At 54.7% G+C, this 15,994-nt stretch carries 14 protein-coding genes and 1 tRNA gene; 10 read left to right on the top strand and 5 right to left on the bottom strand.

Annotated elements, in window-relative coordinates:
* Positions 1-3 precede the first annotated feature (3 nt).
* On the top strand, positions 4-813 hold the full coding sequence (locus DBV39_RS07690) for an undecaprenyl-diphosphate phosphatase (RefSeq protein ID WP_407669274.1): 810 nt from the start codon (positions 4-6) through the stop codon (positions 811-813).
* A gap of 44 nt (positions 814-857) precedes the next feature.
* Here the strand turns inward: DBV39_RS07690 and DBV39_RS07685 are convergent, their stop codons facing one another.
* The 3 genes from DBV39_RS07685 to DBV39_RS07675 all read right to left on the bottom strand — a co-directional run bounded on the left by DBV39_RS07685 (position 858) and on the right by DBV39_RS07675 (position 3,459).
* Positions 858-1,697, bottom strand: a complete 840-nt coding sequence (locus DBV39_RS07685) for a UDP-2,3-diacylglucosamine diphosphatase (protein WP_108621038.1) — start codon at positions 1,695-1,697, stop codon at positions 858-860.
* Positions 1,690-2,271, bottom strand: a complete 582-nt coding sequence (locus DBV39_RS07680) for a peptidylprolyl isomerase (protein ID WP_407669284.1) — start codon at positions 2,269-2,271, stop codon at positions 1,690-1,692. The genes DBV39_RS07685 and DBV39_RS07680 overlap by 8 nt, the downstream gene beginning before the upstream one ends.
* A 330-nt stretch (positions 2,272-2,601) precedes the next feature.
* Entirely contained in the window at positions 2,602-3,459 is an 858-nt protein-coding gene (locus DBV39_RS07675) for a tetratricopeptide repeat protein (protein WP_108621037.1), read from the bottom strand.
* 136 nt (positions 3,460-3,595) lie between these two features.
* Here DBV39_RS07675 and cysS point away from each other — a divergent pair, with 136 nt between their 5' ends.
* The 7 genes from cysS (at position 3,596) to DBV39_RS07640 (ending at position 9,929) form a co-directional block, all read left to right on the top strand.
* Positions 3,596-5,113 carry a cysteine--tRNA ligase gene (gene cysS, locus DBV39_RS07670; RefSeq protein WP_108621036.1) on the top strand — a complete coding sequence of 506 codons (1,518 nt, stop codon included), beginning with the start codon at positions 3,596-3,598 and terminating at the stop codon, positions 5,111-5,113.
* A gap of 6 nt (positions 5,114-5,119) precedes the next feature.
* On the top strand, positions 5,120-5,776 hold the full coding sequence (locus DBV39_RS07665) for a DNA-3-methyladenine glycosylase family protein (protein ID WP_108621035.1): 657 nt from the start codon (positions 5,120-5,122) through the stop codon (positions 5,774-5,776).
* A gap of 216 nt (positions 5,777-5,992) precedes the next feature.
* Positions 5,993-6,958 (top strand): acetyl-CoA carboxylase carboxyltransferase subunit alpha, encoded by a 966-nt coding sequence (locus DBV39_RS07660; RefSeq protein WP_108621034.1) that lies wholly within the window; start codon positions 5,993-5,995, stop codon positions 6,956-6,958.
* 254 nt (positions 6,959-7,212) lie between these two features.
* Positions 7,213-7,902, top strand: coding sequence for a tRNA lysidine(34) synthetase TilS (tilS, locus tag DBV39_RS07655; protein WP_108621033.1), 690 nt, complete (start codon positions 7,213-7,215; stop codon positions 7,900-7,902).
* Positions 7,812-8,408: a TilS substrate-binding domain-containing protein gene (locus DBV39_RS20605; protein WP_108621032.1), complete on the top strand. Its 597-nt coding sequence runs from the start codon at positions 7,812-7,814 to the stop codon at positions 8,406-8,408. The genes tilS and DBV39_RS20605 overlap by 91 nt, the downstream gene beginning before the upstream one ends.
* A gap of 106 nt (positions 8,409-8,514) precedes the next feature.
* Positions 8,515-9,777 (top strand): aspartate kinase, encoded by a 1,263-nt coding sequence (locus tag DBV39_RS07645; protein WP_108621031.1) that lies wholly within the window; start codon positions 8,515-8,517, stop codon positions 9,775-9,777.
* A 59-nt stretch (positions 9,778-9,836) separates the two neighbouring features.
* Positions 9,837-9,929 (top strand) — tRNA-Ser (locus DBV39_RS07640).
* A 460-nt stretch (positions 9,930-10,389) separates the two neighbouring features.
* Here the strand turns inward: DBV39_RS07640 and DBV39_RS07635 are convergent.
* Positions 10,390-12,114 carry a SulP family inorganic anion transporter gene (locus tag DBV39_RS07635; RefSeq protein ID WP_159078868.1) on the bottom strand — a complete coding sequence of 575 codons (1,725 nt, stop codon included), beginning with the start codon at positions 12,112-12,114 and terminating at the stop codon, positions 10,390-10,392.
* A 473-nt stretch (positions 12,115-12,587) separates the two neighbouring features.
* Here DBV39_RS07635 and DBV39_RS07630 point away from each other — a divergent pair, with 473 nt between their 5' ends.
* Complete coding sequence (locus DBV39_RS07630) at positions 12,588-12,872, top strand: DUF4936 family protein (RefSeq protein WP_159078867.1); 285 nt, start codon at positions 12,588-12,590, stop codon at positions 12,870-12,872.
* A 66-nt stretch (positions 12,873-12,938) separates the two neighbouring features.
* Here the strand turns inward: DBV39_RS07630 and DBV39_RS07625 are convergent, their stop codons facing one another.
* The gene (locus tag DBV39_RS07625) at positions 12,939-13,727 is read right to left on the bottom strand and encodes a tetratricopeptide repeat protein (protein WP_159078866.1); all 789 of its coding nucleotides are present in this window, start codon (positions 13,725-13,727) and stop codon (positions 12,939-12,941) included.
* A 508-nt stretch (positions 13,728-14,235) separates the two neighbouring features.
* Between DBV39_RS07625 and DBV39_RS07620 the strand changes: the two genes are divergently transcribed.
* Positions 14,236-15,921 carry an IS1634 family transposase gene (locus DBV39_RS07620; RefSeq protein ID WP_108623162.1) on the top strand — a complete coding sequence of 562 codons (1,686 nt, stop codon included), beginning with the start codon at positions 14,236-14,238 and terminating at the stop codon, positions 15,919-15,921.
* Positions 15,922-15,994: the final 73 nt, after the last annotated feature.

Below are 15,994 nucleotides of genomic sequence, written 5' to 3'. Positions count from 1 at the left end.
GACATGGAGCTGCAACTGATCAAGGCTTTCTTTTTGGGGATTGTTGAAGGGGTTACAGAATTCATCCCCGTTTCAAGTACCGGACACCTTATCCTGGTTGGCAAATGGATCGATTTCCAGTCGACTGAGTCCAAAACCTTCGAGGTGGTGATTCAGCTCGGCGCCATCCTGGCTGTGATCTGGCTGTTTCGTGACCGGGTGTTCAAGCTTCTAAAAGGCTCGATCGATCGTGATCCGGTCGAACTCTCCTTCATGCGTAACCTGGTCATTGCATTTCTGCCTGCTGCCGTCATTGGGGCGATATTCATTTCCCAGATCAAGGCGCTTTTTTTTCATCCTGGAGTGGTTGTCGTCACACTGTTTCTCGGGGGGCTGATCATGCTCTGGGTGGAAAGTCCCTCCCGGCGCCAGGGGAAAAAACCCAGTGCTGTGTCACTCGAGACGATCAGCTGGAAGCAGGCACTGGCGGTGGGGTGTGCACAGTGTCTGGCCATGGTGCCGGGTACATCTCGGTCGGGGTCAACGATTATTGGTGGCATGATAGCCGGAATCGAGCGTAAGACCGCTACCGAGTTTTCGTTTTTTCTAGCTATGCCGACCATGCTGGCCGCCGCTGTCTATGACACATACAAGCATGCGGGCGAGCTTTCCCAGGCGGACATCTGGGTGATTGTGGTTGGGTTTCTGGCTGCGTTCTTCAGCGCACTGTTCGTGGTTCGTGCCATTCTGGCGTTTGTCTCTCGTCACACGTACAGGGCTTTTGCCTGGTATCGAATCGGACTCAGTCTGGTGGTGGCCTACTTCATCTTCTGAACTCACCATTTTAAATCAACGCGAGTCAGCGACTCTGGGTGAGGTCAGATGCGGGCAGGCAAATCGATTAGCCCCCGCAAAACGAGTCCGCTCTGGTCGATCTCCATCCATCCACCCCGTTCTGGTTCTCGCCCGCAATGGTGATCACATTCCCAGTCAGGCAGCACCCATCTGCTGAGGTCTCCTGACTGAGCGGTGTGAACCGGAAAATGGCCTGGTCGATGGGTATGTCCATGGATGCAGCAGTGCGCGCCTGAGTTTTGAAGTGCCATCGCCAGAGCAGTATCCTGCACGTCGTAGGACGCTTCATGCGGGCTGCGATCGGTCTGCTGGCTTGTCTGGCGTGCGCGCCGGGCGATCTGTGTCCGCAGGGAAAGCGGCAAGAGCATGAAACATGATTGAAGAGCGGGGTTTCTGACGATGCGTCGGAAACGCTGATACTTCAGGTCTTCTGTGCAGAACTCGTCGCCATGCGCCAACAGAAACTTTTTGTCTGGTTGGGTGACTGTGTGTTTTGAAGGCTTGTCCTTGCCATGTGACGTGATTCGCAGCAGGCACTGATCCCGGATCAATCGTGCATCGAGGTGATGGGCCAGTTTATCTCCGATCAGGAAATCACGGTTTCCGCCAAGAATCCACATCGGGAGGGTCTGACCTGTCTCGCGCAGGTGGTGCAAGGCCAGTTCTAGCCAGGGGGGAGGGTGACGGATCCAGTCATCTCCGATCCAGACATCAAAAATGTCGCCTAGCAGAATGAGGGCGCCAGCCCGGTTTCTTGCGTGAGCCAGAAACCGGTAGAAAGTCTCAGACGTTCGCGGATTGTCTGGACCTAGATGAATGTCGGAAGCGAGCCAGACAGGCTCGCAAAACGACAGATTATTCAACGATCACAGCCTTCTCGATAATCACGTCAGCGGTCGGCACGTTCTGGTGAAAACCTGATGTGCCGGTTTTTACACCACGAATCTTGTCAACTGTGTCGGTACCCTCGACGACGCGACCAAAGACAGCATAGCCCCAGCCTTGCGGGGTGGGTGCGGTGAAATTGAGGAATTCGTTGTTCGCTACATTAATGAAGAACTGGGCGGTGGCAGAGTGAGGGTCGTTCGTGCGGGCCATCGCGAGGGTGTACTTCTCGTTCTTGAGTCCATTGTCAGCTTCGTTCTCGACTGGATCCCGGGTCGGCTTTTGCTTCATCCCTGGCTCGAAACCTCCGCCCTGAACCATGAAGCCGTCGATCACTCGGTGAAAGATCGTGTTGTCGTAGAACCCGTCTTTAACGTACTGCAGAAAGTTCTCTGAGGTCCTGGGTGCTTTCTCGAGATCGACCTCGATCACGAGGTCGCCTTGGTTGGTGGTGAGTTTGACGCGGTTAGGAGATGTCATGGATGAATTGCCTGTATCGGTTTGGGTTGTCGTTTCGGCCGCAACAGAGGCGACCGGCGAAGCAAATGCCATGATCAGCAAGGCTGCTGCGGCATGTCTTCCGAGCAAGCTCGGGAGTATGGTTGAGTTAATCATGTTGTGAAAGCAGTCCAATATATATTAACGGGGGATTGCAAAGGCAGGGTTCTGTCAAAAGTGGCACCGGCAAATGTGCCAGAGTGCGGGTAGCCAGGATATCCAGAACGCATGTGTGCCTGTGACGACTATTTTGCAGCTTTCTCAAGTTGAGTTCGCTGCCGCCAGTCAGCCCTGCTAGCGGTAGCTTGCCTGGGCCCGGAACGCTGCCCGGTTCCTGATGATTTGATGATGGAACCGGCCGATGGTTCAACCGACCGGTTCCAGTCAATTATCCTTCAGGAAAGATTCAAGCGCCTTCAGTCGTCTGGCGGCCCCTGGGACTTTCATCCTGGCCGCTTCACGGTAGTCACGAAGTGCCATCAGTAGACGAACATCGGCCAGGTTGGCAATCGCATTGCCATTGTCCGGGTTATTCGTTACCGCGGTTTCGAGCGCAAATTCTGCTTGGTCCAGGCTGCCGCTGCGCACATAGAGCATTGCCAGATTATTCCACGGCTCTGCAAGTTCCGGAAACCGGATAGTCATCTGCTGGTAAATGCCTCGGGCTTCTTCAGCACGGTCAAGTGCCGTCAGAGCTCTGGCCTTCTGGAACATCAACTGGACGTCGGTGCCGGGTGCCGTGGAGGCGGCTAGTTCCGCTTCGCGTGAATCAATCAGGGCAAGTGCTTCGGTTGCACGACCCTGATTGATCAGGCCCTCGATCTCGTCAGTGATCTGGGTGCCAGAGGGCGTTTCATCGGTGTTGATCGAAGGGGTCAGCGCATCGAGCATGCGAGCGAGCCCCTCCCATCCGCGATTCTCGGTCTCAACGGCTGGGGTGGCAAGATCCTTTGTGTTGTCCATGCTGTCGGATCGGCTGCCTGCAGGTTGGGCTGATACGTTCAGGCTGGTGAGCGTCACTACAGCGACAATTAACAGCCAGCCTGGTAGTGGCATAGGGCTAGCGTAAAACAGGCTCTCACGCAGTTTCGCGCTTGCAGATGCCCGCAATGCCGGCAAGATTCGGACAGGTGTGGTTGTGTCATAGGGGGGCTTGTGCGCGATGACGGCCGCCTTCGGTCGCTGGCTGGCGTGACTTGGTGACTTGCACAATCTGACAGTTTTGTCGAATGGTCTGGACATCAGTTTGATTGACCCACGTTGTTATACTGACGAGCTCTCATTGTAGCCAGCCTTTGGACAATAACCAGCCACCCCGGGTGAGAGATTTCCAGACTGTCAGGGCCTGGTCGCGTGGCGCAGCAAACCCTTGGAAACGATGCTCCAGATCTATGACTCCCTGTCGCGTAACAAGCGACCCTTCAAACCCGCTCGCGACGGCGAGGTGAGAATGTACGTGTGTGGCATGACGGTGTACGACTTCTGCCATCTGGGACATGCGCGCATGCTGGTCAGTTTTGATGTGGTCCAGCGCTGGCTGCGGGTACTGGGTTACAAGGTTACCTACGTTCGCAACATCACGGACATCGATGACAAGATCATCCGTCGCGCAGTCGAGACTGATCGCAAGTTGTCAGACGTGACGCGCTTCTTCATCGATGCCATGCACGCCGACGAGGCAGCGCTGGGAGTCCAGGCTCCCGACCATCAGCCTCGGGCAACTGCATTTGTGCCAGACATGCTCGACATCATTGACCGACTCGAACAGCGAGGCCTGGCCTATCGAGCCGAAGATGGTGATGTGAACTACGCCGTGCGTAACTTTGCAGATTACGGCAAGCTGTCTGGAAAGACGCTTGACCAGTTGCGAGCGGGCGAGCGCGTAGCAGTGTCTGCGGGCAAGCGGGATCCGCTGGACTTTGTACTGTGGAAGTCAGCCAAGCCAGAGGAACCTGAAGAATCGCGCTGGCCGTCTGTTTACGGCTGGGGGCGGCCAGGGTGGCATATTGAGTGTTCGGCAATGAGCAGGTCAGTGCTCGGACTGCCTCTTGATATTCACGGTGGCGGACCTGATCTGAAGTTTCCGCACCATGAGAACGAGATTGCACAAAGTGAAGGGGCGTTTGGTGGCGCATTGGCCAATACCTGGATGCATTGCGGATCGCTGATGGTCGATTCGGAGAAGATGTCAAAGTCTCTGGGCAACTTCCGAACCATTCGACAGACAGTGGCAGCGCTTGACGTGTCCCAGGATCGGGCCGAGTATGAGCCTAATCCGCGAGAGGCGCAGATGCTACGTTTCTTTATTGTGCGAAACCACTACCGTAGTCTGCAGAACTATTCGCCAGACAACCTTGTTGATGCACAGTCGGCGCTCGACAGGCTGTATCAGACACTGGCCAACGTGGCGCCTGATCAGGTCGAGGTGAACTGGCAGGAGGGCCCTGCCCGACAGTTTGCCGACGCGATGAATGATGACTTCAATACTGCGGAGGCGGTGGCTGTTTTGTTTGAGTTGTCCGCCCGTGCGCATCGAGATCACGACAGCGCAACCAGTGGTCTCATGCTGGCGCTGGGTCAGACGCTGGGGCTTTTTACTGTTAATCCGCAGACTTATATCCAGAGCAGTTCGCGCTACACCAGACGAGCAATTGAAGCCAGGGAGCAGGCTGCGCTGGAACAAGAGCAGGAGAGCGGCCCCGAACAAGGTCTGATGCAGGCTGGACAGGTAGTCGAGTTCGATGCCCGGAAGATCGAGGATTTGATCGCGCAGCGCGCCCAGGCGAAGAAAGACAAGGATTTCAAGCGTGCGGATTCCATCCGGGAGGAGCTTGCACAGGCTGGCGTGCTGCTTGAGGACAAGCCGGGCGGTGTCACTCAGTGGCGGCGAGGTTAATCAGCCATGACCGACGATACCAGAGGGATAGCGAGCGTTGCAGAGAAACCAGATTACTGGGAGTCAGCCACTGAGCAGTTGATGGCTCGTGATCGTATCCTGAAGAGAATCATTCCTCAGCATCCCGAAGTCCACCTGGCCTCGCGCGGCGATCCGTTTGTCACGTTGGCCCGTTCGATTGTCGGGCAGCAGATTTCAGTCAAAGCGGCTGAGTCCGTATGGCAACGCATGCTTCAGACTTGTGATCAACGGGTCACACCAGATGGCGTTCTGGTTGTCGGGGCCGATGCCTTGAGAGAGGCCGGGTTGTCAAAGCGCAAGGTCGAGTATGTGATGGATCTTGCAATTCATTTCAGGGATGAGCAGGTGCATCCCCAGAACTGGGCCCATATGGATGATGAGGATGTCATTGTCGAGCTGACTGCAATCAGAGGGATCGGTCGCTGGACGGCGGAGATGTTTCTGATTTTCAACTTGATGCGTCCGGATGTGCTGCCTCTTGATGATGTCGGGCTTCTGAAGGCGATATCCCTGCACTATTACAGTGGCGAACCGGTTTCCAGGTTTGAAGCGCGAGAGGTTTCGCAGGCCTGGCAGCCGTGGCGAACGGTCGCGACCTGGTATCTGTGGCGCAGTCTGGATCCTGTTCCAGTCGAGTACTGAGGCGCCAGAATCAGGCGCTTTCCCTGGGGACTATCGGGCCATTGAAACGGCTCATGAACCACCGCTAAGGGGCAGTTGCGAACTGGCACGAAGTCACGCCTTCGAAGCTCACGCAGGTTTAGCGAATGGATTTCTCAAGGTGCAAACGAGGATTCGCGCTGGATTTTGCTAAACTGTGAGGTTGTGGAATCTGACTCCAGGAACAACGGCAACGAGATGCGCAATACATTTCTCGAATTTGAGCAACCGCTCGCGGAACTAGAAAACAAGATCGAGCAGCTTCGGTACGTTCAGGCTGACTCAGCTGTCGATATTTCCGAGGAGATCGTTCGCCTTCAACAAAAGAGTCAATCACTCGCAAAGGACATTTACGCCAAGCTGACGCCCTGGCAGACCGCACTGGTAGCGAGGCATCCCCAACGTCCTTACACGCTTGACTACGTTCGCGAGATCTTCACTGACTTTCATGAGCTTCATGGTGATCGTATGTACGCGGATGATCAGTCGATCGTTGGCGGTCTGGCACGTTTTAATAATGTGCCTTGTATGGTTGTTGGGCATCAGAAAGGTCGTGACACCAAAGAGCGTGCGGCAAGGAACTTCGGGATGCCAAGACCCGAGGGCTATCGCAAGGCTCTGCGGCTCATGCGTCTGGCAGAAAAATTTCGGATGCCAATCTTCACATTCGTTGACACACCTGGCGCCTACCCAGGTATTGGGGCTGAGGAGCGAGGTCAGTCCGAGGCGATTGGAAGAAACCTTTTCGAGATGGCGCAACTAAAGGTGCCGGTTATCAGTACCGTGATTGGAGAAGGTGGCTCGGGCGGGGCACTGGCTATTGCTGTGGCCAACAGCGTGCTGATGCTTCAGTACTCGACCTATTCCGTGATTTCTCCAGAGGGTTGCGCCTCTATCCTTTGGCGTAGTCCAGACAAGGCGCCCGACGCAGCCCAGGCACTCGCGATCACTGCAGATCGACTGAAGGCGTTCGGGCTGATCGATAGGGTGGTGAACGAGCCTGTCGGTGGTGCGCACCGCGACCCACGTGTCATGGCGAGACTGCTCAGACGTGCCTTGTCAGATGCTTTGCGACAGTTGTCTGCCATGAATGCTGAAGAGTTGGTCGAGCATCGTCTCAAGCGTCTGCTGGCTTACGGGCAGTTTCAGGAAGCTAAAGCCTGATTTCCGAAGGGACGTGATCGCGTGGTCGCGATGCGAGTGTCGGCGTTTGGTCGGCGTGCTGATTGGTGACAGGGGCAAGTGTCGACTCGGGCTTGTGCCGTTTGCGCCGAGTTCTGCCGTGTCAATGCGTTAAAGCCCAGCGACCTGGACTGGCGCCTCGGATGCGACGCTCTGTCACAGTTTGAGTGGCCCGTCTGTAAAGATGCGACCAAGGTGGCGAGACAGCGGTCTAATCCTTGTAGCGAGAGGCTGTGTTGACACAAGATTCCGAACTCGTTGATCCTATTCTGAGGCTGCTTGCCGAAGGTCAGTGTTTTGCCTTTGGTGAGTCCACAGGTGGTTGCGTTGGTACTGCAGGTTCGCCGGAGTCTGCTGCACCCGGACGTCTGGATCCTCTTGCTGTGTCACTTTCGCTCGCCGAAACTCCCCGCAAGTCCATGGCTTCAACTGGATTGTCAAAACTTGTTGAGCGGTTTGCTGTGGGTCTTAGTGCAGGGCCGGACTCCTCGGCACTCGCTATCTGTGCGGCCGAGATCGCACGACGTCACAATGTACAGGTTCGGCTGTTTCATGTTCATCATGGGTTGATGCCGCAAGCCGACGCATGGCTTGGGCGAGTTGAGCAGTTGGCTGCACTTTTGGATCTTGAGCTGCAGGTGCGTCACGTCAAGGTTGACCTGGATCAGGGAGTGGGGCTGGAGGCGGCTGCTCGCAAGGCCCGACATCACGCGTTAAAGCAGATGGCGATAGGCTCGGATACGGCTTATGTTCTGTTGGCACACCATCTCCAGGATCAGGCGGAGACCGTGCTTCAAAGGCTGTTCAGGGGGCAGGGGTGTCTGGTGCAGCGGCTATGCGACCGGTTGCTGCAGCGGGTGGTGGTGCTATTCGTGGCACATCAGTTGACGCGCCCGATGCGTACCAGCGATCAGTCTGGTGGTTGAGACCCTGGCTGGGCGTTTCGCGCGACAGAATTGTCCGGTGCGTGCGTCAGTTTGAATTGGCCACAGGATGGCAGGCCGTAGATGATCCGAGCAACACTGATCAGTCACTCGCGAGAGGGATGATCCGGGGGGCGCTCGCACCGTTGATCAGCAAACACTGGCCCGGATGGGTGCCTAATCTTGCACGCCATGCCGAACAAGCCCAGGAGGCATCGGCTTTGCTCGATGAATATGGGTGTTTGTTGCTTGAGCAGATCGGCGATTCTGATACGACTTTGGATTTGCGCCGATGGCGTGCCCTAACGTCACCTCAGCAGAGTCTCGTACTTCGGACCTGGCTTGCCCGATTATCGCTTCAGATGCCTTCTCAGAGGCGGCTGGCGGAACTGTGCCGGCAGTTAAATCAGGTCCATGCTTTTGGACACGATCGAGTGCTGTTATGGCGCCAGTCTGGATGTGAAATAAGGTGTATACGCGGAAAAATTCATCTTCAAGTTACAATATAGAGCTTTGGTTTGGCGCACATCAGGTATTTCAGGGTGATTCACCGATGTTTGAGCCGACCGCTAAAAAGAAGAACGGGCGCAGTTTGCGTCAAGGGAAACAGACAATATGGCATTGATTGTTCAGAAGTACGGTGGCACTTCCATGGGGAGCACCGAACGGATTAAAAACGTTGCCAAGCGTGTCGCAAAGTGGAAAGCAGCAGGTCATCAGGTTGTGGTGGTCCCATCGGCTATGTCCGGAGAGACTAATCGTCTTTTGGGGCTGGCAAGAGAACTATCTTCTTCGCCTGACAGTCGTGAACTCGACATGATCGCATCGACCGGCGAACAGGCTTCCAGTGGCTTGCTTGCGATCGCGTTGCATCAGGAAGGTGTCCAGGCACGCAGTTACACCGGATGGCAGGTTCCCATCAAGACTGATTCAGCCTTCACCAAGGCCCGGATTACATCGATCGATCATGAGCGCATTCGTGCCGAACTCGATTCAGGCAAGGTCGTGATTGTGACCGGATTCCAGGGGATTGATCCGGATGGCAATATCACGACGCTCGGGCGAGGTGGTTCTGACACATCAGCCGTCGCAGTCGCTGCGGCCATCAAAGCCGATGAATGCCTTATCTTCACCGACGTCGACGGGGTTTACACCACGGACCCGAGAGTCGAGCCCAATGCTCGTCGCCTGAATGTGATTTCGTTTGAAGAGATGCTCGAGATGGCATCTCTCGGTTCGAAAGTGTTGCAGATTCGTTCAGTCGAATTCGCAGGAAAGTATCAGGTACCGCTGCGTGTGCTGTCGTCGCTTACGCCGCCTGAGTTGCCTGTCGAGCAGGAGATGCGTTCCGGCACATTGATTACTTTTGAGGAAGACGCACAAATGGAAGATGCAGTTGTTTCCGGGATTGCCTTTACCCGTGATGAAGGCAAGATCACTCTGCTTGGCGTTCCAGATACGCCCGGTGTGGCCTACGTGATCCTCGGCAAAGTGGCTGAGGCAAACATTGATGTGGACATGATTGTTCAGAACCAGTCTGTTGATGGAACAACCGACTTCTCGTTCACCGTGCACCGTAACGATTTCGAGAAGGTCAAGGGTCTGATCGAGAAGCACGTTATTTCTGCAGTCGGTGCGCGTCAGATGATCGCCGACGAAGATGTGGCGAAAGTATCGATTGTGGGTATTGGTATGCGCTCGCATGCGGGTATTGCCAGCCTGATGTTCCAGACTCTGGCTCAGGAGAACATCAATATCCAGATGATCAGCACCAGCGAGATCAAGACATCGGTCGTGATTGCTGACAAGTACATGGAACTTGCTGTGCGAGCACTACACAAGGCGTTTGATCTTGAGACACCGGCATCCGCTTCGTGATAGAATTATGGACTTAATTCGACGCTAACAAAAAATTTGGTGGTGTTGAAAGTTGTACCGGAGGCGTGCCCGAGAGGCTGAAGGGGCTCCCCTGCTAAGGGAGTATGTGGCTAAAAACTGCATCGTGGGTTCGAATCCCACCGCCTCCGCCAGTTACCGAATTTGCATTACAGCATTACAAAAATCCCGCATCGCTTTACGACGTTGCGGGATTTTTGTGTCTGTGTCGCTCTAAATGACAGGTGCAGACGTTCGAATCGCGGCGGTTTCGGGTTGCTATCTGGCATTAGACGAGAATCGGTTTTGCATCCTCTCCCCTGAGAGGACCGATTCCTCTTTTATCTGGAAATGACACCGGTCTTTGGGTTGACTCGTCGATTGTGTGCTTTTGGCGGTTTTGCCAGGCCAGGTTTCTGGCTCCCACCTTTTCGAGTGGCTGCAACGTAAAACACTGTTAATACAGTAGCTACGATCAGCACGATTGCACAAAGCACGATCAAGTTTGTCATCGCAGTCGACATGATTCAAGCCTCAAAAGCCACGATTTCTCGGAATCGTAATCGATTTCAACTCCGATGTTTCGCTTTGTGATCAGACGCAACAGATCAAGGGTCAGGTCGGTTCAGACACTTGCTTCGTGCAGTGTACATTGCGATTGATAGCTTCAAACGCCTCGTTGTTTGACAGATGAAGCGTGACCTGCTCAAAAAGGTGCACACGTTTAAGTTTGTCCGATATGGGGCCCTTGACCTCGCACAGTGAGAGCTCGATCTGTCGTGAGTTGAGGTCTCTTGCAAGTTCTTGCAGCCCCTCAAGTGCCGTGCTGTCGATGTCGGAAACGCTTGCCATGCTCAGGACGACCTTTCCTTTGTTGCTTAGATGTCGTGCTTGCTGGTCGATGAATTCCCGGATCCGGTCCCAGTTGGCAAAAAACAGGTTGGCATCAACTCGCAGGAAAACGGCGTTGTCCAACGTTTCGACACGATGCCGTTGTACGTTCCGAAAATGTTCGGTCCCAGGAATCCGACCAATAATCGCGATGTGTGGGCGCGACTGACGCCACAGTACCGTGCCAACCGACAGTGCGATACCGAGCATGATGCCGTGCTCTACACCAAAAAAAAGCACTCCGAGGAATGTGACGAGCCAGCCGGCGGCATCAGCCCGGTCAAACCGGATGCATTCACGCAATGTGTGCCAGTCCAGCAAGCTTGAAATTGCAACGATGATCAACGCTGCCAGGCTCGCGAGCGGTAATGATTCAAGGTACTGACCTGTACCCAGGAGGACCGCCACCATGAGGATGGCGGAGAACACGCCAGCTAGCGGAGAACGGGCGCCGGCATCCAGATTGACGACTGATCTGGATAGTCCGCCTGTGACTGGAAAGGCTCCAGATAATCCGGAAAGCAAGTTGGCTGCACCCAGACCGCGCAACTCGGCATCAGAATCGGTTGATACTTGTCGTATGCGGCCGATTGCCCGAGCCATAGACACACTCTCGATGAAGCCCACCACGCCTATCAGGAGCGCCGAGATCAGTAGACTGTTGTAAGCTGAACTAATGGGAGGCAGCATGAGAGTCGGCAGACCAGTTGGTATCGATCCAACCGTCTGAGTATCGGAGTTGTAGCCTGTGCTCACGAGTACCAGAGTCACGATGGCGATCATTGCCAGCGGACTTGCCTTGGTGAGAATGTCGAGCAAGAGTCCTCGCACACCAGCAAGCTTGAACAGCCGCCCGGCCAGACGTCGTGCCAGAAGCAACAGGAGAAATGTCGATAGTCCGACAGATAACGTCACCCAGTTGACATCACCCATGTTGGCAAGCAGTTGCTGCAACTGCTGCAATGCCGTCCCTCCCGTGACAGGTATCCCGGTCAGAGTTTTGATTTGACCCAGAATGATGAGGATGGCTGCGCCTGTGACAAAACCGCTCATGACCGGATGGCTCAGAAGAGCAGCAATAAAGCCAAATCGCAAGAAACCGAAGACCATCAGAATCAGGCCTGAAGCGACTGCGAGAAACATTCCGCCTGCTATCCATTCTGAAGAACCTGGTTCGAAAAAAGGAATCAGGGCGTCAAAAGTCATTACGGATGCAATGGCCACGGGCCCCACGGCGAGAGCTGGGCTCTTCCCAAAAATGGCGTAGCCGATCAGCGGTAGCACGCTGGCATACAGGCCAATGTGTGCCGGCATTCCGGCCAGCAGGGCATAGGCCAGACTTTGAGGGATCAGCATCAGCGTCACAACCAGTGCTGCAGACAGATCTCCTGTGACGGTCTTGCCATCAAGTCGGGAGTCTTTGAGCCATGGAAAGAATGGTGAGTTCATGCACATCCAGTCATTGACGAGGGGGGTGACACTTGCTCTGGGCCGTGAGGTTGAGGTTCAGTTCAAAGTGGCGAACTTCGCACGAAAGTCGTTCGAAAATCGTGCAAAAGAATTCAGACCAGGAGAATGGTGAAAGTTAATATATTATGTAATTTGATTATATTTTATTTGAAATTGAACGGTCAACAACATCGCAAGAAAATAGCGATCTTCGTTTGAGCGAACTTCGTTTGCAGCAGCTTTTTGATTGTGTGTTGTGGTGAGCGTACGATGGACATGGTTTCGGTTCCGGGTTCTGGTGTAAACCATTGCACCACACTGATCGATAATCGAGTCGGGCTGGAGTGGTGAGGAGGGGGCGTATGTCCCGTGTTCGGTTGCGTTCTTAAAGGTATTGTTGATCTTTGTAGAATTTTCTTTATTGTTCGGGCCTGCCAATGGGGACTGGACGAACTTGCAAGGGGGCGTGTCGAGTGTTTTTGTTTGTGTATTACAAGTTCATCGCACAAGCGTATCCGTCGATTGCAACGCAGCTCGCCGAGCTGGAGACAACAGTGCATGAAAGGTTTCCGGAAGTCTCTATCCGGTTATTGAGACGCCCTGAAGCAGATTCTTCCGGTCAGCAAACCTGGATGGAGATGTATGAAATCCAGGGTCGGGATCTGCCTGGCCTGCAATCTTTGTTGAGCGAACTCGTCGACCGACTGGGACTTCCCCCAAAGCGGGCAATCGAGGTCTTTATCGCACCGGGAGAATAACCTGAGCGCTCCGATTGCCAGTGGATGGGTGCTGTTCGCTGCAACGGTGAGCGCACGGTCGTGTCGTTATGGAATACTCAAGGCACGTTTTGCCGCGAGGTGGCCAGGATACTGTTTGAGGACCATTTCATAGTCGGATCTGGCAGCTTCTGTGTCAGCGAGCCCATCATGGCAGCGAGCGCGCATCAGGTAACCTGTCCAGTCTGCGCCTAGCGTGATCGCGCGTCCCAGGTCCTTGCAGGCCAACTGGAACTGCTGAAGGGTTAAATAGGCCTGGCCCCGGCCGAGGTGGCTTCGCATGTGGTCTGGATCAAGCTCAATGGCACGCGTGTACGCATCAATCGCGGCTTCGGGTTTAACGGCTGAGAACTGAAGCTCTTCTGCATAGATGTAGGCGGCATTGAGCATACGTTCCCGGATTGCGTCGGTCATGGGTACTCCCGCCAACAGAGCGATCTCATAGTGAAAATCAGCACTTTGCACGTCACCCAGCTCGAAATACACGTTGCCAAGTTCCAGATTGAGCGCAGCGGTACTGGGCCGGTTCGTCAGGAGCTCGATCGCGTCTTTGTGTCGTGACTGGGAGCGGAGCTTTTCAGAGGCGTGAATCGCAGCCTCGTTTATCTTCACATCTGAGCCAATGGCCCCGGTCGACGCCATCTCGCAAATATTGAGTGCACGCTCTGTTGTCGCTTCATTCAGACAGCGTTCTAACGTCGGTAACTGCTGAGCATGACTGGTCGCTATCACGGCGATGACTCCAGCAGTGACAATGGCAGTCGCCGCCGGCAGAAATCGGGTTGATGTCAGCACTATATCGCTGTTGGCCGGCTTGTTTGGTCGAATAGGCGTCATGTTGATGCGGTCCGAGATCAAAAATCGAGGTTCGGATATCTTGTGCGCAAGAAGCAGGAACTGGCTCCAGCATGAATGCTTCGGGTACATCTCATGACTATTTTCGTGCAGAAGTCCAGGATTGCTCTACCCAACGGGTGTTCCATTAATGTACTCGAGACTAAGATCGCAGTGGTCATCGGCTGTAGCCGAGGGCTGGCGGATAGAACGTTCCTGGCGGTTTTCTTTCATGTCAGCGATTTGCGTAATCCGTTCGGATCGAGGTTTTTCAGCCTATCCTCTTCATCCATCACCCCGACCGGTTAAGTAAGCGTGCACGGAATATGCGTTTCGCTGAGTATGAATCTTGCTCACAGAAGTTCGACACCAAATGCCATTTTTCCCGGATTTTCGCCGGCCGAGGTGTTTTGAATCAACATGTTAGCCTGATCAGTTTCAGATTTTTGTAGTGGCAACAAATTATATGATGGGTGTTGGCAACCATTCGGCGATTTGCTACACTCCTGTCATGTTCATCAAACTCACCACCGCCCGCGGCCACCAGTACGTCCAGCTGGTCGAGTCCTACCGTAACGAAGAAGGCAAGGCTCGCCAGCGAACCATTGCCACCCTGGGTCGCCTGGACGACGCCGGCGGTCAGGTCGATGCCTTGTTGGCCTCTCTCTTGCGCGCCAAGGGCCGTGGTACCGAGGTGGCGGGCCCGCAGGTTGCCTTCGAGTCTGCCTTGACGCTGGGTGATGTCTGGGCACTACACGGTCTGTGGCAGGAAGTCGGGTTTGACGCACTGGCTGGCGTGTTTCGCAAGGCACGCTACACCACCGCGGTTGAACATGCCATTCGGGTGATGGTCTTCAATCGACTGTGTGATCCGGATTCCAAGCTAGGGGTGCTTCGCTGGCTGGAGACGGTCAGTTTGCCGGAAGTCGATACCAAGGCACTCACGCATCAACAGTTACTGCGCAGCATGGATGCCCTGATGGATCACCAGGATGCCGTCGAGGCTGTCGTGGCCCGACAACTCAAACCCATGGTGGATCAGGATCTATCACTCGTCTTTTACGACCTGACCACCATCCGGGTGGAAGGCCAGACAGAGCTCTCTGATGATGTACGCCATTACGGCATGTCCAAAGAAGGTATGGTGGCCCGTCAGTTCATGCTCGGCGTGGTGCAGACCGCCGAAGGCTTGCCGATCTATCACGAAGTGTTCGATGGCAATCAGTCCGAGACCGCCACTCTGTTACCCACCATCAGGAAGGTCTTGGCACGCTATCCCCACATCCGCAAACTGATCATCGTGGCCGATCGAGGACTGCTCTCACTGGATAACCTGGAGGAACTACTCGCGCTCAAGCTCGATGAGGGCCAGACACTCGAATTCATCCTGGCGGTACCCGCCAGGCGTTACGGCGAGTTCCACGACATCCTGCAACGGTTCAATGACACGATCACCGACCCGGAGAACGAAACCATCAGCGAGACCCGCTGGCAGGATCTTCGTCTGGTGGTCGCGCATAACCCGCAAACTGCTCAGCACCAGACCGAGTGGCGACGTTCCAAAATCGAGGAACTGGAGAACAAGGCAGACCAGTGGGCCAGCAAACTCGATGGGCAGGATTCCGGCAAAGTCAGCCGAGGTCGCAGACTCTCGGACAGTGGTGCCAAGGCGCGCTTCTATCATGAGGTCAAGCAGGCCCACCTGGCGAAGATCATCAAAGTGGATCTGACTTCTGATCTGTTTACCTACCAGATTGACGAGAAAGCGCTCAAACAGGCGGAGCTGGTCGATGGCAAGCTGCTGCTCGTGACCAACGCCAAGGAATTCACCCCGAAAGAGGTCGTCGAGCGTTACAAGTCACTGGCTGACATCGAGCGTGGTTTCAAGGTGCTGAAGTCAGAAATTGAAATCGCACCGGTGTTTCACCGGTTGCCGCACCGGATCAAGGCTCACGCCATGATCTGTTTCATGGCACTGATCCTGTACCGGATCATGCGCCACCGCCTCAGACTCGCCGATACAGGACTATCGCCAGAAAGAGCCCTGGCACAGTTGCGTCGCATCCAGCGCCATCAGGTGAAGGTCAATGACCAGACGGTTGAAGGGGTATCGACGGTCTCAAAGGAACAATCAGGAGTTCTCAGTGCACTGAAGCTAAAGAAACCTTCAATGCCCGAGCAGCTGACGCTGCTGTAGTGGCAATTTAAAAACTGATTTCAATGAAATCAGGTGTTTATGAAGCTTCGTGTCGAACTCGTGTAAATATTCG

The sequence above is a fragment of the Orrella marina genome (genome assembly GCF_003058465.1).
Lineage (GTDB): Bacteria > Pseudomonadota > Gammaproteobacteria > Burkholderiales > Burkholderiaceae_B > Algicoccus > Algicoccus marinus.
The sequence above is the reverse complement of the archived record's forward strand: the minus strand, read 5'-3'. Positions and strand labels throughout refer to the sequence as shown.

Coding starts and splice junctions, on each gene's coding strand:
- DBV39_RS07690 (WP_407669274.1), top strand. CDS start 4: ATGGAGCTGCAACTGATCAAGGCTTTCTTTTTGGGGATTGTTGAAGGG.
- DBV39_RS07680 (WP_407669284.1), bottom strand. CDS start 2,271: ATGGCATTTGCTTCGCCGGTCGCCTCTGTTGCGGCCGAAACGACAACC.
- DBV39_RS07675 (WP_108621037.1), bottom strand. CDS start 3,459: ATGTCCAGACCATTCGACAAAACTGTCAGATTGTGCAAGTCACCAAGT.
- cysS (WP_108621036.1), top strand. CDS start 3,596: ATGCTCCAGATCTATGACTCCCTGTCGCGTAACAAGCGACCCTTCAAA.
- DBV39_RS07665 (WP_108621035.1), top strand. CDS start 5,120: ATGACCGACGATACCAGAGGGATAGCGAGCGTTGCAGAGAAACCAGAT.
- DBV39_RS07660 (WP_108621034.1), top strand. CDS start 5,993: ATGCGCAATACATTTCTCGAATTTGAGCAACCGCTCGCGGAACTAGAA.
- DBV39_RS20605 (WP_108621032.1), top strand. CDS start 7,812: ATGCGACCGGTTGCTGCAGCGGGTGGTGGTGCTATTCGTGGCACATCA.
- DBV39_RS07645 (WP_108621031.1), top strand. CDS start 8,515: ATGGCATTGATTGTTCAGAAGTACGGTGGCACTTCCATGGGGAGCACC.
- DBV39_RS07635 (WP_159078868.1), bottom strand. CDS start 12,114: ATGAACTCACCATTCTTTCCATGGCTCAAAGACTCCCGACTTGATGGC.
- DBV39_RS07625 (WP_159078866.1), bottom strand. CDS start 13,727: ATGACGCCTATTCGACCAAACAAGCCGGCCAACAGCGATATAGTGCTG.
- DBV39_RS07620 (WP_108623162.1), top strand. CDS start 14,236: ATGTTCATCAAACTCACCACCGCCCGCGGCCACCAGTACGTCCAGCTG.